Origin of the sequence: Microbacterium sp. CJ77 (assembly GCF_002911615.1) — a bacterium.
GTDB lineage: Bacteria > Actinomycetota > Actinomycetes > Actinomycetales > Microbacteriaceae > Microbacterium.
Window position 1 is genome coordinate 69,659 of record NZ_PQBR01000015.1, and the last position, 19,820, is coordinate 89,478.

Here is a 19,820-nt window from a genome sequence, read left to right on the forward strand (position 1 = left end):
GGGCACCCGCGGCGCTCAGCCGATCGGCGCGGTCCAGATGACGTGCATGCGCCAGACCATGACCGCGATGGAGAGGGCGACGACACCCATGATCACGGTGCTCCAGCGACTGCGCTCCACGAGCGCCCACGCCACCCCGGCGGCGGGCAGAAGGACCGCGGATACGAGATAGACCCAGAACTCCAACGCGCTCCCGGCCGGCGGATTGCCGACGAAAGGAGCGACGATCGCGACGACGACCTGCACGATGAGCAACAGCTCGATCAGCGCGAGCGAGCCGACGGTCCCATCGCTGGGCCGACGTCCCGCAAGCCCGGCGATCAGGCAGAAGAGCCCGGCTGCGACGGCGACGACGACCTGCGCGATCGTGAGCCACAGGATCATCGGTCTCCCCCATCGTCCACCACGGCGGGCACGTCGCGCGCGGCTCCGGTCGGCAGATTCATCAGGCTCTTCAGGTCGTCTCCGCGGCGGCCGACGACGCCGATGAGTTCGCCCGCGGGGTCGATGGCAGCCGCGTGTTCGCCGACGATGCGCCCGGCCGCTCCGGTCAAGCGCTGCCCGTGACGCAGTGCGGATGCCTCGGCATCCGTGACCCGGATACCCCCGAGCACGCGCACCGCGACATCGGCGGACGAGAGCAGAGGTTCTGTCGCGATCGCGTCGGGACCCACGGCATCCGCGATCCCGAACGGTCCGACGCGGGTGCGACGAAGAGCCGTGAGGTGCCCCCCGACCCCGAGTGCCGAGCCGAGATCGCGCGCGAGCGCGCGAATGTAGGTGCCGCTCGAGCAGTCCACGACGACGTCCACGTCGACGCTGCCCGTGCCGGTCCCGTCGTCCGTGCGCCGGATGTCGAGCACCTCGAAGCGCGAGACGGTCACCTCGCGCGACGCGAGCACGACCTCCTCGCCCGCACGGGCGAGGTCATAGGCGCGGCGTCCGCCGATCTTGATGGCCGACACCGTACTCGGGACCTGAGAGATGCGTCCGGTGAGAGCGGCGATCGGGGCCTGGATGGCCGCGGCGTCGACCGCGGCGAGCACCCGTGGGTCGGCACGCGAGACGATCTCGCCATCCGAGTCATCCGAGTCCGTCGCCGCGCCGAGCCGGATCGTCGCCTCGTAGGTCTTGTCGAGTCCGACGAGATAGGTCAGCAGGCGCGTCGCCGAGTCCACCCCCAGCAGGAGCAGCCCGGTCGCGAGCGGGTCGAGCGTGCCCGCGTGGCCGATCTTGCGGGTGCCGAGCGCCTTCCGGGCGCGTGATACGACATCGTGGCTCGTCATGCCTCCCGGCTTGTCGACGAGCAGGATGCCGGGTCCGTGCGGGCTGGCCATCAGCAGAAATCGGCGTACAGGCGCCGCGGATGCTCGGGGTCGGTGTTGTCGACGATCACGGACGCGGCGCGCGACGGCGCCGACTCGCGCCGATACAGTTCCTGCCCAGCACGGTGACGGTGGTTGGCGGGTGCGGCGGGATCGGGGTCGGAGCCGTCGCGCAGGGCCATGCGCCGCGTCGCGACATCGACCGGCACCTCGAGCCACACCGACCAGTGCCAGAGTCCCCGCAGGGTGGGGCGGTGCAGGAAGATGCCGTCGATGATGAGCACGGCGTCCTCGGGACCCGTCACCCAGCGCGCCTCGGCGGGAACGTCCCGGTCGACATCCCAGGCGGCGAGTTGGAACCCGGTCGAGGGCATCGTGGCGCCCTCGCGGAACGGGTCGATGAGCACGCGCCGGAGCGTCGCCTCGTCGTACGAGTCGAGGTAGAAACCCTCCGGCGAGTCCCGTCCGCGGGCGTACCGCTCGGCACGGGGCCGGTGAAAGCCGTCGATCGAGGCACGGAAGACGGATGTCCCGTCTTCCGCGAACACGTCGGCGAGTCCGTCCGCGAAGACGGTCTTGCCGGCACCGTCGATACCGTCCACCGCGATGAGCACGCGCCCGGCCCGGTATGACCGCCGCACCTCGTCACGGAGCTCCCGCAGCAGAGTCGTACGGGGCGTGACGGGCAGGCGCATCCCCCCAGCCTACGACCCGCACATCCCCCTCACCCGTGAGCGCGAGACTTCACCCGTGTCACGTTTTACGCACCGAAACAGGACATAGGTGAAGTCTCGCGCTCGGGGACGGACGGGGTGCGGGGAACATAGGGTGGAACCCGTGCCCGCATTCGTCCGTCCCGACGCGGCGGCGGAGGTCGGGTGGGTGCCTGAGCTCATCGATTGGTACGCCGCGACCGCGCGCGAGCTGCCCTGGCGGCGCACCGGTTTCGGAGCGTGGGGTGTGCTCGTCAGCGAGTTCATGCTGCAGCAGACCCCGGTCAACCGCGTCGTACCGCACCTCGAGGCATGGCTCGAGCGCTGGCCGACTCCGGCGGCGTTGGCGGCGGATGCTCCGGCCGAAGCCGTACGACAGTGGGCGAACCTCGGCTATCCGCGTCGCGCCCTCTGGCTGCACCGGGCGGCGAGTGAGATCACCGAACGCCACGGCGGGGTCGTCCCGGCGGACGTCGAGGCACTGCTCGCACTCACCGGGATCGGCGACTACACCGCACGCGCCGTCGCGGTGTTCGCCTACGGTCTGCGCGAGCCCGTCGTCGACACCAACACCCGCCGCGTCCTCGCTCGGGTGGTCGCCGGACGTTCGCAGCCCGGACCCGCGCATCGGCGGGACCTCGACGACATGCGCGCCGTCCTCCCCGTCGACGTCGGGCGCTCCACGATCGTGAACGCCGCCGCGATGGAACTCGGCGCGGTGGTGTGCACCGCGCGCTCACCCCGCTGCGATTCGTGCCCGATCGCGCGTTCCTGTGCCTGGCGCGCCGCGGGATATCCCGACACCGGCGATACCCGCCCGCGTCAGGCGCGCTACGAGGGCAGCGACCGCCAGACGCGCGGGGCGATTCTGCGCGCGCTACGCCATGCGGACGGTCCGGTCGTGCTCGAGAGCATCATCGCGGACTGGCCGGATGCGTCGCAGCGTCACCGTGCGATCGACTCCCTCATCGCGGATGGCCTGGCCGAGGCATCCGACGGCCTGCTGCGCCTACCGGGCGCGTGACCGCGGAGGTCAGTCGCCGGTCTCGTCCGCTTCCGTTTCGATTCCCTCTTCGTCGGCCTCGATCTCGGCCTCGTCGAGCTCGCGCGGCTTGACATAGGGGTCGGCGTCGCCCGCGTACGTCGCTGATGCCGCGATCCCGGCCACCGCGGCATCGCGCTCGCGGGCCTCGCGCAGGAGAGCAGAGATGGCGTCCGCGTTCTCGGGCAGGGCGTCCTGGATGAACTCGAGCGACGGCGTCAACCGCGTGTTGAGGTGCTTGCCCATTTCGGAGCGCAGCATCCCGGTCGCCGAGGCGAGCGCCTTGGCGCTGTCGGCGCGCTCTTCCTCGGAGCCGAGGACCGTGTAGAAGACGCTCGCGTGCTGCAGGTCGCCCGTCACACGGACATCGGTGATGGTGACGAACCCGAGACGGGGGTCGCGCAGACCCTTCTCGAGGCGCTCCGCCAGCACGACCTTGATGCGGTCGGCGAGTCGTGCCGCTCTCTCACTGCCCATGTTCCTGCTTCTTTCTCTTCACAAAAACCTCGCCGTGCGGAGAATGACCACCGACGAACGACGGAGGTTCCGGGTGCCGGTGGCGTAAGCATCGGGGTAGGGCCCCGCTCTGCTGAAGCCACCGGCATCCGGAACCGAAGCCGATGTGGGTGCGGACGACATCCGCGTCCGCACCCGAGGAGAAGATCAGCCGCGCGGCTTCTCCACCATTTCCGTCGTCTCGATCTCGTCACCGATCTGGATGTCGTTGAACTTGCCGAGCCCGATACCGGCCTCGTAGTCCGTGCGCACCTCGGTGACGTCGTCCTTGAAGCGACGCAGCGACTCGATGGCGAGACCATCGGCGATGACGACGCCGTCGCGGATGACGCGAGCCTTGGCGTTTCGGGTGATGGTTCCGCTGCGGACGATGACACCGGCGATGTTCCCGAACTTGGAGGAGCGGAACACCTCGCGGATCTCGGCCACACCCGACTGCTTCTCTTCGAACTCCGGCTTGAGCATGCCCGTGAGGGACTGCTCGACGTCGTCGATCGCGTTGTAGATGACGGAGTAGAACCGCACGTCGACACCCTCACGAGCCGCGCGCTCGCGCGCCTTCGCGTCGGGCCGGACGTTGAACCCGATGACGATCGCGTTATCGATCGTCGCGAGGTTGATGTCGGACTCGGTGACCGCACCGACACCACGGTGGATGATGCGCAGCTGCACCGAGTCGTCGACCTCGATCTTGAGGAGCGACTCTTCGAGCGCCTCGACGGCACCCGAGACGTCACCCTTGATGATGAGGTTGAGCGATTCGACCTTGCCCTCTTGCAGCGCACGGGTGAAGTCCTCGAGCGAGATGCGCTTGCGCGCCTTCGCCAGGGCGGCATTGCGCTCGGCAGCCTCACGCTTCTCGGCGATCTGGCGGGCCAGGCGATCCTCGTCGGTCACGATGAACGTGTCACCGGCGCGCGGCACGGAGTTCAGACCCTGCACCTGCACGGGACGCGACGGGAAGGCCTCGAGCACGGGCTCACCGTTCTCGTCCGCCATCGCACGCACGCGGCCGTAGGCCGTGCCCGCCACGATCGCATCTCCGACCCGGAGCGTTCCGGACTGGATGAGGACGGTGGCGACCGAACCGCGGCCCTTGTCGAGCTTGGCTTCGATCGCGACACCACGTGCGGCCTTGTTCGGGTTCGCCGTGAGGTCGAGACCCGCGTCTGCCGTCAGGAGCACCGCATCGAGCAGCTCCTGGATGTTCAGGCCCTTGGTGGCCGAAACATCCACGAACATCACGTCTCCGCCGTACTCCTCGGCGACGAGCCCGTACTCGGTCAACTGCTGACGAACCTTCGCCGGGTTGGCGTCGGGCTTGTCGACCTTGTTGACGGCAACGACGATCGGCACGTTCGCCGACTGCGCGTGGTTCAGGGCCTCGACCGTCTGCGGCATGATGCCGTCGTCGGCCGCGACCACGAGGATCGCGAGGTCCGTCACCTGCGCACCACGTGCACGCATGGCGGTGAACGCCTCGTGACCCGGGGTGTCGATGAAGGTGATGGCACGCTCGATGCCCTCGTGCTCGGTCCACACCTGGTAGGCACCGATGTGCTGCGTGATGCCGCCCGCCTCGCCGGCGACGACGTTGGCGTTGCGGATCGCGTCGAGGAGCCGGGTCTTACCGTGATCGACGTGACCCATGACGGTGACGACCGGGGGCCGGATCTCGAGGTCGTCCTCGTTCTCGTCCTCGAGCTCCTGATCGAGGTCGAGACCGAAGCTCTCGAGGAGCTCCTTGTCTTCGTCCTCGGGCGAGACCATCTGGATCTTGTAGCCGAGCTCTTCGCCGAGGACCTCGAACGTGGCCTCGTCGAGCGACTCGGTCGCGGTCGCCATCTCACCCAGGTTGAACAGGATGGTGACGAGCGTGCCCGGCTGCACGGTGTAGCCGGTGATGTTCTCGATCTTGTCGGCGAAGTCCGAGATCGATGCACCTCGGCGCATCCGGATCGTCTCGCCATTACCGCGCGAGACGTTGACGCCACCGACGACCGGGGCATCCCTCATCTCGAATTCCTGGCGCTTCGCCCTGCGCGACTTGCGCTGCTTGGACTTGCCGCCGCCCTTACCGAACGCGCCTGCCGTACCACCACCGGGACCGCGGCCACGACCGCCACCACCGCCGGGGCGACCGGGGAAGCCGCCGCCGGGCGCACCCGCACCGGGAGCACCGGGACGGAACCCGCCACCACCGGCACCGCCGGGACGGCCGGGGCCGCCGGGACGCTGCTGGAACGGCGCGCCGCCGGGACGACCGGGTCCGCCGGGACGACCGGGCCCGCCGGGACGCGGTGCACCGAGGCGCGGGGCGCCGGGACGCGGCGCCTGCGGGCGCGGGATGTTGCCGGGCGTCGGGGACGGGCGCTGGCCCATTCCCTGCGCGCTGGCGAAGGGGTTGTTGCCCGGGCGCGGGCCGGCGGGACGCTGTCCCATGCCCTGAGCGCTCGCAAACGGGTTGTTGCCCGGACGCGGGGCGCCGCCGGGACGCGGAGGCGCGGGAGCGTCACCGGATGTCTCGGCCGCGGGAGCCGCGGGAGCAGCTGCTGCGGGCGCGTCGGCGGGGGCTGCGGGAGCCGGGGCAGCGGGCGCCGCGGGAGCAGCCGGTGCCGGTGCGGCCTCAGCGGGTGCCGGGGTCGCGGGGGCCGGGGTGCGCGCTGCCGGAGCAGCGGCGGGCGCTGCCGGGGCCGCAGCGGGAGCAGCCGGGGCCGCCGGACGCACGGGGCCGGGACGACCCGCGGGGCGCGGTGACGATGACGCGGCGGCAGGCGCCGGGACCGCGGGTGCGGCTGCACCCTCGGCCTGAAGCGCCTGGCGAAGCTTGCGAGCCACGGGGGGCTCGATGGTGGACGAGGGGCTCTTCACGAACTCGCCGAGCTCTTTGAGCTTGGCCAGCGCAACTTTGCTGTCGACGCCGAGTTCTGAGGCGATCTCGTGCACGCGTGGTTTGGAAGCCACAATTCTCCTGTCTGGGTCCACCCAGGCAGGGCAGACCGTTAGTCGCGGACGGGACTCATTTCGAGCCGTTCACTTTGTTTCCATAGCCGTTCAGCCTGTTCTCTAACGTCTGCGCGTCGAGTGGTCCCGAAACGCGTAGTGCTCGCACGAACGCGCGGCGCCGCAGTGCGGCCTCCACGCAGGCGGGCGTCTCGTGCACCCACGCGCCCCGACCCGGCATCGTCGCACGCTCGTCGGGAACGAGCATGGAACCGATGGAGACGACCCTCAGGAGGGCCGACCGGGGAGCACGCGCGCGGCATCCGACACACGTCCGTACAGGTTCCATCTTACACCTCCCGCTCACGCCGTTCGGCGCGACGCATGCGGCCAGGGATCAGCGATCCTCCGGATCCCGCGGTCAGCGGTCCTCCAGAATGCTGTCGGGCTGGATGTCGATCTTCGCGCCCGTCAGTTTGGCGGCGAGACGTGCGTTCTGGCCCTCCTTGCCGATCGCCAGCGACAGCTGGTAGTCGGGGACGAGTGCGCGGACGGCCTTGGTGGAGGCATCCAGAATGAAGCTCGACGTGACCTTCGCGGGCGAGAGCGCGTTGCCGACGAACTTGGCGAGCTCGGGGTCGTAGTCGACGATGTCGATCTTCTCTCCGCCGAGCTCTTCCGTCACGGCTCGAACGCGGCGACCCATCTCGCCGATGCACGCGCCCTTCGCGTTGATCGAGGGATCGTTGGCCCGCACCGCGATCTTGGTGCGGTGACCGGCCTCGCGTGCGAGCGAGACGATCTCGACCAGACCCGAGGCGATCTCGGGAACCTCGAGAGCGAACAACTTGCGCACGAGGCCCGGGTGCGTGCGCGACACGGTGATCGAGGGACCCTTGGGACCCTTGCCGACACTCGTGACGTAGACGCGCAGGCGCGAGCCGTGCGTGTAGGCCTCGCCGGGCGACTGCTCTTCGGGCGGCAGGATCGCCTCGACCGAGCCGAGATCGACGTGGATCATGCGCGGGTTGGGACCTTGCTGAATGACCCCGGCGACGATGTCGCCTTCCTTGCCCTTGAACTCGCCCAAGACGGCGTCGTCGGCGATGTCGCGCAACCTCTGGCCGATGACCTGCTTGGCCGCGAAGGCGGCGATACGGCCGAAGTCGTCGGGAGTGGTCTCTTCTTCGCCGATGACGGCGTCGTCGTCATCCGTCACCGGAATGAACACGCCGACGTGACCGGTCTTGCGGTCCATCTCGACCCGGGCGCCCGGGGGCACCTCACCCGAGGGCGACGTGTGCTTTCCGTAGGCGGTCAGAATCGCCTGCTCGATGATGCTCACGAGTTCGTCGAAGGGGATTTCCTTCTCGCGCTCGATCGTCTTCAGCAGTCCGAGATCGATGTCCACTTCGGACCTCCCTATTCAGCTCTCGTCGACGCGTCATGCGCGTCGACATCCCCCCTACGTTACCGGATGACATCGGCGATCGTCCCAGGGCCATACCCTGTTCGCATGCACTCCCGACGCGCAGCCGTTGCCAGCACCCTGTTCGCCGCCATGCTCCTGATTTCGGGCTGTGCCACCTCGAGCCACATCCAGGCCGAGGACGACGACCTCGGCGCCGTCGACGTATACGACATCGGTGCGGATGCGACCCTGTCACCCGCACCCAGCGGCCCGGCCGACGAGATCTGGACGATGTTCGTGGGCGTCGTGACCGAACCGGTCGCGGCCGACACCTTCAACAGCTACCGCGTGGGCGATTCCGCCGACAGCGACACCATGGCGTACGTGTCGCGCGATCTGGACGACCCCACCGAGTGGATGCTGGTTGCGAACGCCGCTTACGCGGACGACGCCGACACCCTGCTGCAGACCCTCATCCACGAGTACGCGCACGTGCTGAGCCTCAACGTCGCACAGGTGCCCGAGCCATCCGGCGACTGCGACACGCTCGAGTTGAGCGAGGGATGCGCGCTGCCGACGTCCTTCATCTATGCGTTCCAGACGGATTTCTGGGACGCCTACGGTGACGAGGCGCCCGGTCCCGACAACGACGACTCCGAGGTCGCGGACGCCTTCTACGCCGCGCACGAGGAGGACTTCGTCAGCGACTACGCCGCGACGAACGTCACCGAGGACTTCGCCGAGTCCTTCGCGGCGTTCGTGCTCGAGGCGGAGCCGGATTCGGACTCGCCGCTCGCGCAGAAGCTCGACTTCTTCTGGGCCGTGCCCGAATTCGTGCAGATCCGTGCGCACATCTCCGAACAGTTCGGTCTCGAATAGCCCGCGCTACCCCCGATCGCGCTCCCTCCCGGACATACTGTGCGCATGGATGAGATCAACGACTGGCTGCTGACGTGGGGCGACAACCTCTGGACCTGGATCATCGTCCCCGTGGTGGTGCTGCTCGGCCTGTACTTCACGGCACGCTCCGGTATCGTCCAGTTCCGGCTCATTCCCGAGATGTTCCGCACCCTCACCGACAGGACGCCGCGGACCGCGACGGGTGAGCCGCAGTCGGTCTCGGCGTTCCAGGCGTTCACGATATCGGCCGCCTCGCGCGTCGGAGTCGGCAACATCGCCGGTGTCGGCACCGCGATCGCGCTGGGTGGCCCGGGGGCGATCTTCTGGATGTGGCTCATGGCCTTCGTCGGCGGGGCGTCGAGCTTCATCGAGTCATCGCTCGCCCAGCTGTTCAAGGTGCGTGACACGGATGGCTTCCGCGGCGGCCCCGCCTACTACATGCAGCGAGGGCTGAAGGCGCGGTGGCTCGGGATCTGGTTCGCGATCATCCTGATCGTCTGCTTCCCCTTCGCGTTCTCGTCCCTGCAGGCCAACACGATCTCGGCCACGGTCAGCGGAAGCCTCGGTGACGACGCGGCCCCCTGGCTGCCCTGGGCCGTCGGTATCGGCATCACCCTCCTGACCGCGCTGGTGATCTTCGGCGGGGTCCGTCGCATCGCCTCCGTGACGCAGGCACTCGTGCCCACCATGGCCCTGCTCTACCTGCTGCTCGGGCTCGCCGTCGTGGCGCTGCACATCGACCAGCTGCCGGTGGTGTTCACCCAGATCTTCACGCAGGCGTTCGGATTCAACGAGGTCGTCGGCGCGGCCTTCGGCTACATCGTTCTCACCGGGGTCAAGCGCGGCATGTTCTCGAACGAGGCGGGGCTCGGATCGGCGCCGAACGCCGGGGCGAGTGCCGCGGTCACGCACCCCGTCAAGCAGGGACTCGTGCAGACGCTGGGCGTCTACTTCGACACGTTCCTCGTGTGCACGATCACGGCATTCATCATCCTGGTCTCGGCGCCCGACCTGACCTCGGCCACGAGGGGAATCGGCCTGACCCAGGGGGCGCTCGTATCGACGCTCGGCGAGTGGTCGAACATCGCCCTGACCGTCATCATCTTCCTGCTGGCGTTCAGCTCGATCCTCGGCAACTACTACTACGGCGAGTCGAACATCGAGTTCATCACGACCAAGCGCGGGGCGCTCGTGGGCTACCGCATCCTCGCCGTACTGGCGGTTCTGGCCGGATCGGTCGTTACGGCCGACCTGGTGTGGAACTTCGCCGACGGGGTCATGGGCCTGATGGCGCTGACCAACCTGATCGCGATCGCGCTGCTCTCGGGCATCGCGTTCCGCCTGCTGAAGGACTACACCCGGCAACGCCGCGAGGGGCGCAATCCCGTCTTCACACGGGCACTCATGGCGGATGTCGAGGGCATCGAATGCTGGGAGGACGAGCTTTCCGTCACCGGCCCGATCGACATCGTCGAGAAGGAGCACGAGGCGCGCAAGCATCGCGATCACCTGCACGGGGCTCCCAAGCTCTGACGAAGGCGGCCACGGGGCGGGCTCGCGCCTAGGCTGAGCCGATGGACTCCGAGGCCCCGAAGCGCGTCGCCCGCGACGCGACCACGATGCCCTGGTTCCGCGGGCTCGCACGGCTCGGGTACGTCTCGAGCGGCATCGTCCATGCTCTGATCGGCGTGATCGCGCTCATCGTGGCCCTCGGTGGAGATGCCGCGACGGATCAGACCGGTGCCCTCCGCGCCATCGCCGCACTCCCCCTCGGCTTCACCCTGCTCTGGATCATCGCCGCGGGGTTCTTCGCACTCGCCGCGTGGAAGATCGGCGAGGGCATCCTCGTCCGTGGCGACAGCGTCCTGAAGAAGTGGGGCGGTCGGGTCGGCCAGTGGGGTCAGGCGGTCGTCTTCGCCGCGTTCGGAACGGTCGCCGCGGCCATCGCCTTGGGCGCGCGCCTGAGCAGCGAGCAAGCCGCCGAGAAGGCCAGCCGCGGCGTTCTCGACATACCCGGGGGAACGTTCCTCCTGATCGCGGTCGGTATCGGCGTGGGCGCCACCGGCATCTCGTTCTTGTCCATGGGCGTCCGGCGCAGCTACCGCGGGCAGGTCTCGGTCCCGGAGGGCGCTCTCGGACGGCTCGTCGACATCCTCGGTATCGTCGGGTTCGTCGCGAAAGGCGCGGCGCTCGCGGCGATGGCGGTGTTGCTGGTCATCGCCGCTGTCCGGGACGAGGCTGCAACGGCGGGAGGCCTCGACGGCGCCCTCGCAGCGCTGCTCGGACTCACCCTCGGACCCGTCCTGGTCGCATCCATCGGGATCGGCTTCATCGCCTATGGCGTGTTCTGCCTCTTCCGTGCCCGGTATGCGCGACTCTCGCCCGATCCCGCCCGGCACGCTTCGCGGCGCACGTCGAGCCTCGAGAACCGGCACACCGGCCGAGTCCCCGCACGTACGCTCGGGGAATGACACCCGACATGGCTGACTCCGCGCAGAGGACCGTTCGCAAGGCGGCATCACACCCCGCGTTCCGGATGCTCGCGCGCTCCGGATACGCGGCAAACGGCGTGATCCACCTCCTCATCGGCGCGATCGTGCTCGCAGTCGGCGCCGGGGGCGGCGGGGGTGGGGGAGAGTCCGATCCGACCGGCGCCTTCCGCGCCATCGCGGAGGCGCCGCTCGGCTTCGTCGCGCTCTGGGTCCTGGCCGTCGGGCTCGCGGCTCTCGGCCTGTGGTATCTGGTCAAGGGCGTGCTCGTGGACGTAGACGACGCGCGCAAGCGCTGGATGAAGCGGATCGGCGAGTGGGCCAAGGCGGTCGTCTATGTCGCCATCGGCTACAGCGCGGCATCCGTCGCACTCGGCGCGGGATCGAGCGGCGACGAGAGCGCCCAGAACGCCAGCAGCACCGTGCTCTCGCTTCCCGGCGGTCCCGTCCTGCTGGGAATCGCCGGCCTGGTCATCGTCGGCGTCGGGGCCGGATTCGTCTTCAAGGGCGTCACCCGCAGCTTCCGTGAGAAGCTCCGGATGCCGAGCGGCGCGACGGGTCGCATCGTGACGGTTCTCGGCATCGCCGGATACGTCGCCAAGGGGATCGCCCTCGCCATCGTCGGCGTCCTGGTCATCACGGCCGCGATTCAGGTCGATCCGGAGGAGGCCGGCGGGATGGACCGGGCGCTCTCGGCCCTGATCGACCTGCCCCTCGGGCCCTGGCTCCTCGGCGCCGCGGGCGTCGGGTTCATCGCGTACGGGGTCTACTGCTTCTTCCGGGCCCGCTACGCACGTCTCTGAGGGGGCCGACCGGTCAGGGGCAGTCGTTCGCCGCGGCCCCCACGGGAACGCCGTCGAACCGCGCCTGCGTCCACCGCATCATGGTCGACAGCAACGGCGAGCGCGGCAGCATCGGGCCGGTGTGATCCATCCGATCGAAGACGCGAACCTGCAGCGGCTGCCCCTCGGCGCACCTCTCGGCGACGAATCGCTCGTGCAGCGCCGTCGGAATCACCTCGTCCTGTCCGCCCCAGGCCAGCAGGACGGGGGATTCCCACGGCCCGGTCGCCGCGTTCTGCGCGAGCCGATCCCCCAGCGGCCCGACCGTCAAGTCTGTGTCGTAAAGGGGGCGATCCGCAGAGACGCCCAGCGCCGCGAGCACGGACACGACCACCCCCGGCTCCGTCGGACAGCGCTGCGTCATCTCTCTGACGATCGAGCGCCCACCGGATGCGACGTAATCGGAGATCAACACATCGGGATACGTGTCGGCATAGGGCACGAGCACCCACGAGATGAGCACGGACAGGATCGCGGAGTCCTGCGTGCGAGCGAGCTCTTCGGCGAGCGCGAGCGGGTCCGCCGCGGGCGAGATGGCCACGGTCCCCCGCACGCTGAGTTCGGGCGCGTAGGTGGGTGCGAGCTGGCTCGTCCAGAGCGCGGCGTGCCCGCCCTGGGAGTGCCCCCACACCACGACCCGGGACGACAGCCACAGACCCTCCACGTGCTCCGCAGCACGCACCGCGTCGAGCGCCGAGCGCGCCTCTCCCTCACCGATCAGGTACGGAAAAGTGCCCGGAGCCCCCTGGCCCGTGTAGTCGGTCGCGACGACGACCCAACCCGCTGCGAGGGCCCGATCGATAGCGGGAATCGCCCAGCGCGTGGCCGAGGCATCCGCGAGACTCGGGGCGCACCCGCGGGCGACGCCGGTCGTTCCGTGGTTCCAGATGATGACGGGACGCGGCCCCATGGGCGGGTCCGTGGGCGAGATGACCAACCCGCTCGCGAGCGCGCGGCTGCCGAACGCGTCCGTCGTGCTGTACAGGATGCGCCTGACCTCACCGCCGACCGGTGTGCGTCCGCTGTACGCCCCCTCTCGCAGGAGCGCGCCCGGGGCACTCGGCGGGGCCCCGGCGGGCGCGTCGTAGAAGGCGTCGATCACGGGGGCACCGTCTGCGAGCCAGGAACTCACCCACCAGGATCCGCCGGCGAGCCCCAGCAGCACCGCCGCGAGCGCGTAGCGCCCCACCGCGGCCCAGACGAGCACGCGTCGACTGCCGGTGGTCTCTCCCGGACGCGCTGAGCGCCCGCGGATCCGGCGCGAGGAACGCCAGGTGAGCACGCCACCGAGCACGACGGTCCGCAGCCCGAAGGCGATCGCGACGACGAGCAGGGTGACGTCCGGCCAGAGCAGGGCCAGCAGACCGAACACGACCTGCGCCACGGCAGATGCGGCGGCGAGCACCCGCTCGCTCACCCGGCCGCGTGAGACACCGATGGATGCGCCGAGCCCACCGAGAACGAGCAGCGCAGCGATCAGTTCCGGCAACAGGTCGAGGTTGCGCCCGAGCCAGAAGAGGATCACACCACCACCGACGATCCAGAGGATCGCGAGCACGATGTTCGCGCGGCGCGGGACGTCGCGCGGGGCGATCAGGTCCATCACACCGGCCGCGATGGCGCTGACCCCGATGTAGATCGCCAGCACCCACAGGGATGTCAGCGGCCGGGTGACGATGAATACGCCGAGCAGAATCAGGGGCAGCCCGACCGCGATGCCCACCCAGGCCGGCGCGTGGCCGACGAGCCGACTGAACCCGCCGCGCCGCGGCACGGGGGCGCTCGCGTTCGTGGGCTGCTGGGTCACTCAGGCAATGCTAGATGGGCTCCCGCGAACCTCGGGTCTCGCGCGGCTCAGTCGCCGACTTCGTCACGCTTTCCGCGCAGGACCAGGAGGGGGTCCGGCTCGCCGACGACCGAGGCATCCTTGTCTTCGTATTCGAATTGCGACAGGAAGTAGCGCATCGCGTTCAGGCGCGCCCGCCGCTTGTCGTTCGAGCGGATGATCGTCCAGCGCGCGAAACCCTTGTCGGTGCGCTGGAACATCTCATCCTTCGCGGCCGTGTAATCGTCCCAGCGTCCGAGGGACTCGAGGTCCATCGGTGAGAGCTTCCAACGACGCACCGGGTCGAGCTGACGCAGCGCGAAACGCGTGCGCTGCTCGGTCTGCGACACCGAGAACCAGAACTTCGTGAGCGAGGTTCCGGACTCGACGAGCATCTTCTCGAACTGTGGAACCTGCTGCATGAACTCCTCGTACTCGTCGGTCGAGCAGAAGCCCATCACGCGCTCCACACCCGCCCTGTTGTACCAGGAGCGGTCGAACATGACGATCTCGCCAGCGGTCGGCATGTGCTGAACGTATCGCTGGAAGTACCACTGGCCGGACTCGCTGTCACTCGGCTTGTTCAACGCGACCACGCGCGCCGCGCGCGGATTGAGGTGCTCCATGAACCGCTTGATCGTGCTGCCCTTGCCCGCGGCGTCGCGACCCTCGAACACGATGACCGCGCGGTGCCCGGTGTCCTGCACCCAGTACTGGAACTTGAGCAGTTCGATCTGCAGGAGGTACTTCTGGTCCTCGTACTCCTCCGCGTCGATCCGCGTGTCGTAGGGGTAACCCTCCTGCCAGGTCGTGACCGGATTGCCCATCGGATCCACCAGATCGGGATCGCCCGTCTGTCCGCCGACGACGTAGTAGCCTTCCTGTCGCAGGTTCTCGATGTACTCACGCAGCGACTGCTGCCCGGTAGGAATGGTCACGTCGTGAGACTAGCCCCCGAACCCAACGGACCGTAGACGGACAGGGAACGGGCGGCGAACAAAAGTCACGGCCGCGGGCGCCTCGCGCGCGAGGCGTTCTGGGTTACGGTCGCCTCGTGCCCACGACCCCGGCCCCGCCGCCCCTCCGATCGTTCCGCACCGCCGACCCCGGCCTGATCGGGCTGCTCGGTTTCGCGATCGCGACCCTCACCGCCCAGCTCGCGCACCTCGGCGTCCACGACGACAGCTCGGTGTTCTGGGTCGGCGCGATCTTCGGGGGGATCGTGCAGATCATCGCGGGGATGCTGTCGTTCACGATCGGCGACGACTTCCACTTCCTCGTCTACAACGCCTTCGGCTGGTATTGGCTCTGCATGCCGGGGTTCCTGCTCGGCGGCGAGCTCGGGTTCTTCGAGGTCGCCGGTCCCGCGCGAGGTGTCTTCACGCTCATGTTCGCCGTCCTGGCGGGGCTCTTCGTGTTCCCGGGCGCAACGCACAACAGCGCGCTGCCCATCACCCTGATGTGTGTATCCGGTGGGCTCGCGCTGCAGTCCTTGACCGCGTTCGGCGGCGCGACGGCGTTCGGGGCCGCGGGATCGGTCCTGCTGATCGTCGCATCCGGTCTCGCGACCTACATGCTGGTCGAGAAGTTCATCGTGCGCACGATGGGCCGCTCGGTCGTGCCGCTCGGCCCGGCGTGGCTTCGCGGTTCACGCGATCCGGAGTCCTAGCCGCGCGCTGAGGCGCTCAGCCGCGCCAACCCGTCGGCGACCGACACGACCTCGCGGTCACCCGTGCGACGATCCCAGAGCTCGACCTGACCCTCGGCCGCCCCGCGCCCGACGATCAGGATGCGCGGCACACCGATGAGTTCCGCGTCACCGAACTTCACGCCCGGCGACACCTTCGGACGGTCGTCGTAGAGGACATCGAGGCCCGCCGTCTCGAGCTGATCGGCGATGGACGCGGCGAGATCGAACGCCACGGCATCCCGCCCCGTCGCGACGACGTGCACGTCGAAGGGAGCGACGGACGCGGGCCAGATCAGGCCCTTGTCGTCGTTGTTCAGCTCCGCGATGATCGCAAGGATGCGGGTCACGCCTATCCCGTACGAACCCATCGTGACCGTGACGAGCTTGCCGTTCTCGTCGAGCACCTTCAGGCCCAACGCCTCGGCGTACTTGCGGCCGAGCTGGAAGACGTGACCGATCTCCATGCCGCGGGCGAGGTTGACCGGGCCCGAGCCATCCGGTGCCGGGTCTCCCTCGCGCACCGTGGCGACCTCGACGAAACCGTCGGCCGCGAAGTCGCGCCCCGCGACGAGCGAGTGCACGTGCTTCTCGTGCGCGTTCGCGCCGGTGATCCACGACGTGCCGTCGACGACGCGAGGATCGAGGAAGTAACGGATGTCGGTGGCGGATTCGGACCCGAGGATCGCACCCGTGGGCGACCAGGGGCCGATGTAGCCCTTGACGAGCAGCGGGTGCTTCTCGAAGTCCGCCTCGGTCGCGGCCTCGACGGCGGCGGGGGCGAAGGCGACCTCGACGCGCTTGTCGTCGACGTCGCGGTCGCCGGGCAGACCCACCACGACGAGCTCGCGCGTACCGTCGAGGTGCGTCAGAGCGAGCACGACGTTCTTGAGCGTGTGCGCGGCAGTCCACTCCCCCTCAGCCGGGGCTTCGAGGTGGGCGTTCGCGTGGTCGACGAGCGTGGCGATCGTCGGGGTGTTCGGCGAGTCGAAGATGACGGGCTCGGGCAGCCCGTCGAACGGGATCGGCTCGGGCGCGAGCGTCGTGAAGGCCTCGACGTTGGCCGCGTACCCGCCGTCTGAGCGGACGAACGTGTCCTCGCCGACCGCGGTGGGGTGCAGGAACTCCTCACTGCGCGAGCCGCCCATGGCCCCGGCATCCGCCTGCACGATCACGTACTCGAGTCCGAGGCGCGTGAAGATGCGCTCGTAGGCATCCCGCTGGGCCTGGTAACTCGCGTCGAGCCCGGCGTCGGTGTAGTCGAAGGAGTAGGCGTCCTTCATCGTGAACTCTCGGCCGCGCAGGAGGCCGGCGCGGGGCCGCGCCTCGTCGCGGTACTTGTCCTGGATCTGGTAGATCGACAGGGGCAGGTCCTTGTACGACGAGTACAGGTCCTTCACGAGCAGCGTGAAGACCTCTTCGTGTGTGGGCGCGAGCAGGTAGTCGGCGCCCTTGCGGTCCTGCAGGCGGAACAGCGCGTCGCCGTACTCCTCCCAGCGGCCCGTGACCTCGTACGGTTCGCGCGGCAGCAGCGCCGGGAAGTGCACCTCGTACGCCCCGGCGTTCGCCATCTCCTCCCGGACGACGGCCTCGATCTTGGCCTTGACCTTCAGCCCCAGCGGCAGCCAGGCGAAGACGCCGGGCGCTTGGCGCCTGATGTATCCGGCGCGCACGAGCAGCCGATGGCTCGTGACTTCGGCATCGGCGGGGTCCTCACGGAGCGTGCGGAGGAAGTAGTGCGAGAGACGGGTGACCACGATCGTCAAGTCTAGGCGCGCGGATGCCTCGGCCCCTGCGCCCTGGCTTCGGCGCGCTCCGTGACTCTCTTTCCTGCCGAACCGTCACGAACCGCTCGAAATGCGCTCAAGATTGAGCGTTTCGTGACAGCTCGATTCGCTCAGAGCGCGTCGAGCACGGCCGCGAGGATGGCCGCTGTGCCCTGCTCGTCGTTGGCAACGCTGTCCCCGCTGATCGCGACGCGCGTGTCGCCAGCCGTGGCGACCAGCGTTCCGTATTCCGGCGCCAACATGACCAGATGACCGTGCACTCCGTTCGGGAGCGAGTATTCCTCGGCGCCGACGGTGCGGAGGTCAGCCGAGTCCGGCGCACCGACGTCTCGCTGCACCCGAAGCGAGATGATGCCGCTCTCGTTACTCCACGCACAGCTTTCCACGATGTTCGTCATCAGCGCGATCGCCTCCAGCCCCGCGATCCCCCAGCCGCTCTCGACGAGACCCGCGGCCGGCACCGCCGCGTTCACCGCCGCGAGAAGTTCTGTGCAGTCGAGCAACGGTTCCGCCGCGCCGCCGACGGCCGGTGGGCTCCATGCCAGGACCCGCGGGGCAATCATCTGTGAGAGCGCCTCCACACGCTCGGGGCTCTCAGCCCAGGTCTCGTACGACGATGTCGGCCATTCCGTCGTCTCCATCCACCAAGGTCCCGACACGGTGCGCCAGCTGCAATCCGTGAACCCGCTCATGCACGCTTCTTCCGGCACCGAGACGTGCAACTCCGGAGGCACGACCGACACGGGCAGCACTACGACACCCAGACCCACCTGATCAAACACCCAGTTGCAAACGATGCCGCCTTCGCGGATCACGGATGCCTCCTCCGCGATCCGCTGGCGCGCCTCGCGCACGGGATCGAGTTCGATCGGGGGGCCGAACAGGTCCGAAACCTCGGCGTCCGAGAGCATTTCAGCACAGTCCCCTCCGAACGCCTGCGCGATCGGCTCCGGCGTCGGTGTGGGGCTCGGGCTTTGGGACGGCGTCGGCGTGGGCGTCGGGGACGACGACGAACTCGTCTCGGGTTCGGCTGCGCAAGCGCTGAGCATGAGGGCGGAGACAACCATGAAGGATGCCATTGCTCGGCGTGGGAGTTTCGTCATCCTTCGACCCTATGAGCCGCTCCGGGCCTTGATCGAGCCGTATGCCGGAATTGGCAAACTACGATCCGATCACGCGTGTGTCCGCATCGCTCCCGCTAGGCTCACGCGCGTGTGCACCCGCATCTTCTGGAACGACAACCGCATCGCCAAGACCGTGGCCCGCTGCATGGACTGGGCCGTCAGCGACGAACCCGAGCTCTGGTACGTCCCGGCCGGTCAGCACCGCTCGGGCGACGCCGGCGAAGGATCCCACACCTGGGTCTCGCAGCACGCGAACGTCGTCATCAGTATGTGGGGCATCGGCACGGTCGACGGCCTGAACGACGCGGGGCTCGCGGCCCACGCCCTATACCTGGATCCGACGGATGTCTCGCTCCCCGCCGCCGACGAACGCCCGGCGGTCGCCCACACCATGTGGGTGCAGTATCTGGTGGACAATTTCGCCACCGTCGCGGATGCCGTCGCCGCGGCAGAAGACATCCGGATCGTCGCCCCTCCCCTGCGCGGCGAGACCTTCGGGGTGCACATCGCCCTGGAGGACAGCACCGGCGACTCCGCGATCATCGAGCCGATCGACGGCCGGATGGTCGTGCACCACGGCCGCGAATTCACCGTCATGGCGAACTCCCCCACGCTCGACCGCCAACTCGAGAATCTCGCGCGCTACCGCCCGTTCGGCGGCGAACTCCCGCCGCCCGGTGACATCACGTCGCAAGACCGCTTCGTGCGCGCCTCCTACTTCCTGCACTACCTGCCCGAACCCACGGGCATCGACGAGGCCGTGGCCGGGGTCGTGCAGTTGATCGCCAACGTCTCCGTGCCGTACGGCGCGCCCTACGTGGACGGCGGCGTGTACCCGACCTGGTGGCGCTCGGCAGCGGACCTGACCAACCGCACGTACTACTTCGGCTCGACGCGCAGCCCCGGGATCTTCTGGATCGACCTGCCCACCCTCGCAGGCACCACCGGCGTCCTCCGCCTCGACCCGCGCGACACGTCGCTGGTCGGCGATGAGACATCCCGCCTCGAACCCGCCGCCCTGCGGTACTAGGGAGCTACCTACAGCCGTCGAGCTGGCGCGAAACGCTCGATCGAGCAACGGATGCAGCGGTTCGTGACAGCTCGCCGCGCACCGGACGCCGGAGCCGGGGCCTGCGCCAGGCCATTACAGCAACGCCCAGCAGGGCGCAACGGGTGCCCGGATGATCGCGCTCAGAGCACGCCTGTGACAGGTTTA

18 protein-coding genes are annotated in these 19,820 nt (G+C 68.9%); 7 read left to right on the forward strand and 11 right to left on the reverse strand.

Features of this window, described 5'->3' with window-relative positions:
• Positions 1-15 precede the first annotated feature (15 nt).
• From C2868_RS09515 to C2868_RS09525, 3 genes are read right to left on the reverse strand one after another with little or no spacing between them, the layout of a single operon-like run.
• Positions 16-384 carry a hypothetical protein gene (locus C2868_RS09515; protein WP_100810398.1) on the reverse strand — a complete coding sequence of 123 codons (369 nt, stop codon included), beginning with the start codon at positions 382-384 and terminating at the stop codon, positions 16-18.
• Positions 381-1,337, reverse strand: a complete 957-nt coding sequence (gene truB, locus C2868_RS09520) for a tRNA pseudouridine(55) synthase TruB (protein ID WP_100810397.1) — start codon at positions 1,335-1,337, stop codon at positions 381-383. Before truB ends, C2868_RS09515 begins: the two co-directional genes overlap by 4 nt.
• Entirely contained in the window at positions 1,337-2,020 is a 684-nt protein-coding gene (locus C2868_RS09525; protein ID WP_100810396.1) for a uridine kinase, read from the reverse strand. The genes truB and C2868_RS09525 overlap by 1 nt, the downstream gene beginning before the upstream one ends.
• A 142-nt stretch (positions 2,021-2,162) precedes the next feature.
• On the opposite strand from C2868_RS09525, the gene C2868_RS09530 reads away from it, so the two are divergent.
• Positions 2,163-3,062 (forward strand): A/G-specific adenine glycosylase, encoded by a 900-nt coding sequence (locus C2868_RS09530; protein ID WP_181003411.1) that lies wholly within the window; start codon positions 2,163-2,165, stop codon positions 3,060-3,062.
• Between the two features lie 9 nt (positions 3,063-3,071).
• Here the strand turns inward: C2868_RS09530 and rbfA are convergent, their stop codons facing one another.
• The 4 genes from rbfA to nusA all read right to left on the reverse strand — a co-directional run bounded on the left by rbfA (position 3,072) and on the right by nusA (position 7,950).
• A complete protein-coding gene (gene rbfA / locus C2868_RS09535) occupies positions 3,072-3,557 on the reverse strand; it encodes a 30S ribosome-binding factor RbfA (protein ID WP_100810395.1) in 486 nt (161 codons plus the stop codon).
• Positions 3,558-3,743: 186 nt separating this feature from the next.
• The gene (infB, locus tag C2868_RS09540; RefSeq protein ID WP_258034426.1) at positions 3,744-6,560 is read right to left on the reverse strand and encodes a translation initiation factor IF-2; all 2,817 of its coding nucleotides are present in this window, start codon (positions 6,558-6,560) and stop codon (positions 3,744-3,746) included.
• 55 nt (positions 6,561-6,615) lie between these two features.
• Positions 6,616-6,888, reverse strand: coding sequence for a YlxR family protein (locus C2868_RS09545; protein WP_100810339.1), 273 nt, complete (start codon positions 6,886-6,888; stop codon positions 6,616-6,618).
• A 72-nt stretch (positions 6,889-6,960) separates the two neighbouring features.
• Positions 6,961-7,950, reverse strand: coding sequence for a transcription termination factor NusA (gene nusA, locus C2868_RS09550; RefSeq protein WP_103663184.1), 990 nt, complete (start codon positions 7,948-7,950; stop codon positions 6,961-6,963).
• A gap of 105 nt (positions 7,951-8,055) precedes the next feature.
• Here nusA and C2868_RS09555 point away from each other — a divergent pair, with 105 nt between their 5' ends.
• From C2868_RS09555 to C2868_RS09570, 4 genes are read left to right on the forward strand one after another with little or no spacing between them, the layout of a single operon-like run.
• Positions 8,056-8,829 carry an NADH:ubiquinone oxidoreductase subunit 4 (chain M) gene (locus C2868_RS09555; protein ID WP_103663185.1) on the forward strand — a complete coding sequence of 258 codons (774 nt, stop codon included), beginning with the start codon at positions 8,056-8,058 and terminating at the stop codon, positions 8,827-8,829.
• Between the two features lie 45 nt (positions 8,830-8,874).
• Complete coding sequence (locus C2868_RS09560; RefSeq protein ID WP_103663186.1) at positions 8,875-10,383, forward strand: sodium:alanine symporter family protein; 1,509 nt, start codon at positions 8,875-8,877, stop codon at positions 10,381-10,383.
• 41 nt (positions 10,384-10,424) lie between these two features.
• Positions 10,425-11,321 (forward strand): DUF1206 domain-containing protein, encoded by an 897-nt coding sequence (locus C2868_RS09565; RefSeq protein ID WP_232711142.1) that lies wholly within the window; start codon positions 10,425-10,427, stop codon positions 11,319-11,321.
• On the forward strand, positions 11,318-12,142 hold the full coding sequence (locus tag C2868_RS09570; RefSeq protein ID WP_232711141.1) for a DUF1206 domain-containing protein: 825 nt from the start codon (positions 11,318-11,320) through the stop codon (positions 12,140-12,142). The genes C2868_RS09565 and C2868_RS09570 overlap by 4 nt, the downstream gene beginning before the upstream one ends.
• 13 nt (positions 12,143-12,155) lie before the next feature.
• Here the strand turns inward: C2868_RS09570 and C2868_RS09575 are convergent, their stop codons facing one another.
• On the reverse strand, positions 12,156-13,988 hold the full coding sequence (locus C2868_RS09575) for a lipase family protein (RefSeq protein ID WP_100810335.1): 1,833 nt from the start codon (positions 13,986-13,988) through the stop codon (positions 12,156-12,158).
• A 47-nt stretch (positions 13,989-14,035) separates the two neighbouring features.
• Positions 14,036-14,944, reverse strand: a complete 909-nt coding sequence (ppk2, locus tag C2868_RS09580) for a polyphosphate kinase 2 (RefSeq protein ID WP_232711140.1) — start codon at positions 14,942-14,944, stop codon at positions 14,036-14,038.
• A gap of 116 nt (positions 14,945-15,060) precedes the next feature.
• On the opposite strand from ppk2, the gene C2868_RS09585 reads away from it, so the two are divergent.
• Positions 15,061-15,675, forward strand: a complete 615-nt coding sequence (locus tag C2868_RS09585) for an acetate uptake transporter family protein (RefSeq protein ID WP_103663187.1) — start codon at positions 15,061-15,063, stop codon at positions 15,673-15,675.
• Here C2868_RS09585 and C2868_RS09590 read toward each other — a convergent pair.
• The gene (locus tag C2868_RS09590; protein ID WP_103663212.1) at positions 15,672-17,450 is read right to left on the reverse strand and encodes a proline--tRNA ligase; all 1,779 of its coding nucleotides are present in this window, start codon (positions 17,448-17,450) and stop codon (positions 15,672-15,674) included. The genes C2868_RS09585 and C2868_RS09590 overlap by 4 nt on opposite strands.
• A 140-nt stretch (positions 17,451-17,590) precedes the next feature.
• Positions 17,591-18,583 carry a hypothetical protein gene (locus tag C2868_RS09595; RefSeq protein ID WP_181003412.1) on the reverse strand — a complete coding sequence of 331 codons (993 nt, stop codon included), beginning with the start codon at positions 18,581-18,583 and terminating at the stop codon, positions 17,591-17,593.
• 109 nt (positions 18,584-18,692) lie between these two features.
• Here C2868_RS09595 and C2868_RS09600 point away from each other — a divergent pair, with 109 nt between their 5' ends.
• A complete protein-coding gene (locus tag C2868_RS09600) occupies positions 18,693-19,634 on the forward strand; it encodes a linear amide C-N hydrolase (RefSeq protein ID WP_181003413.1) in 942 nt (313 codons plus the stop codon).
• The last annotated feature ends 186 nt before the right edge of the window (positions 19,635-19,820 follow it).

Coding starts and splice junctions, on each gene's coding strand:
- C2868_RS09565 (WP_232711142.1), top strand. CDS start 10,425: ATGGACTCCGAGGCCCCGAAGCGCGTCGCCCGCGACGCGACCACGATG.
- C2868_RS09595 (WP_181003412.1), bottom strand. CDS start 18,583: ATGACGAAACTCCCACGCCGAGCAATGGCATCCTTCATGGTTGTCTCC.
- C2868_RS09560 (WP_103663186.1), top strand. CDS start 8,875: ATGGATGAGATCAACGACTGGCTGCTGACGTGGGGCGACAACCTCTGG.
- C2868_RS09555 (WP_103663185.1), top strand. CDS start 8,056: ATGCACTCCCGACGCGCAGCCGTTGCCAGCACCCTGTTCGCCGCCATG.
- C2868_RS09515 (WP_100810398.1), bottom strand. CDS start 384: ATGATCCTGTGGCTCACGATCGCGCAGGTCGTCGTCGCCGTCGCAGCC.
- C2868_RS09545 (WP_100810339.1), bottom strand. CDS start 6,888: ATGGAACCTGTACGGACGTGTGTCGGATGCCGCGCGCGTGCTCCCCGG.
- C2868_RS09570 (WP_232711141.1), top strand. CDS start 11,318: ATGACACCCGACATGGCTGACTCCGCGCAGAGGACCGTTCGCAAGGCG.
- C2868_RS09525 (WP_100810396.1), bottom strand. CDS start 2,020: ATGCGCCTGCCCGTCACGCCCCGTACGACTCTGCTGCGGGAGCTCCGT.
- truB (WP_100810397.1), bottom strand. CDS start 1,337: ATGGCCAGCCCGCACGGACCCGGCATCCTGCTCGTCGACAAGCCGGGA.
- rbfA (WP_100810395.1), bottom strand. CDS start 3,557: ATGGGCAGTGAGAGAGCGGCACGACTCGCCGACCGCATCAAGGTCGTG.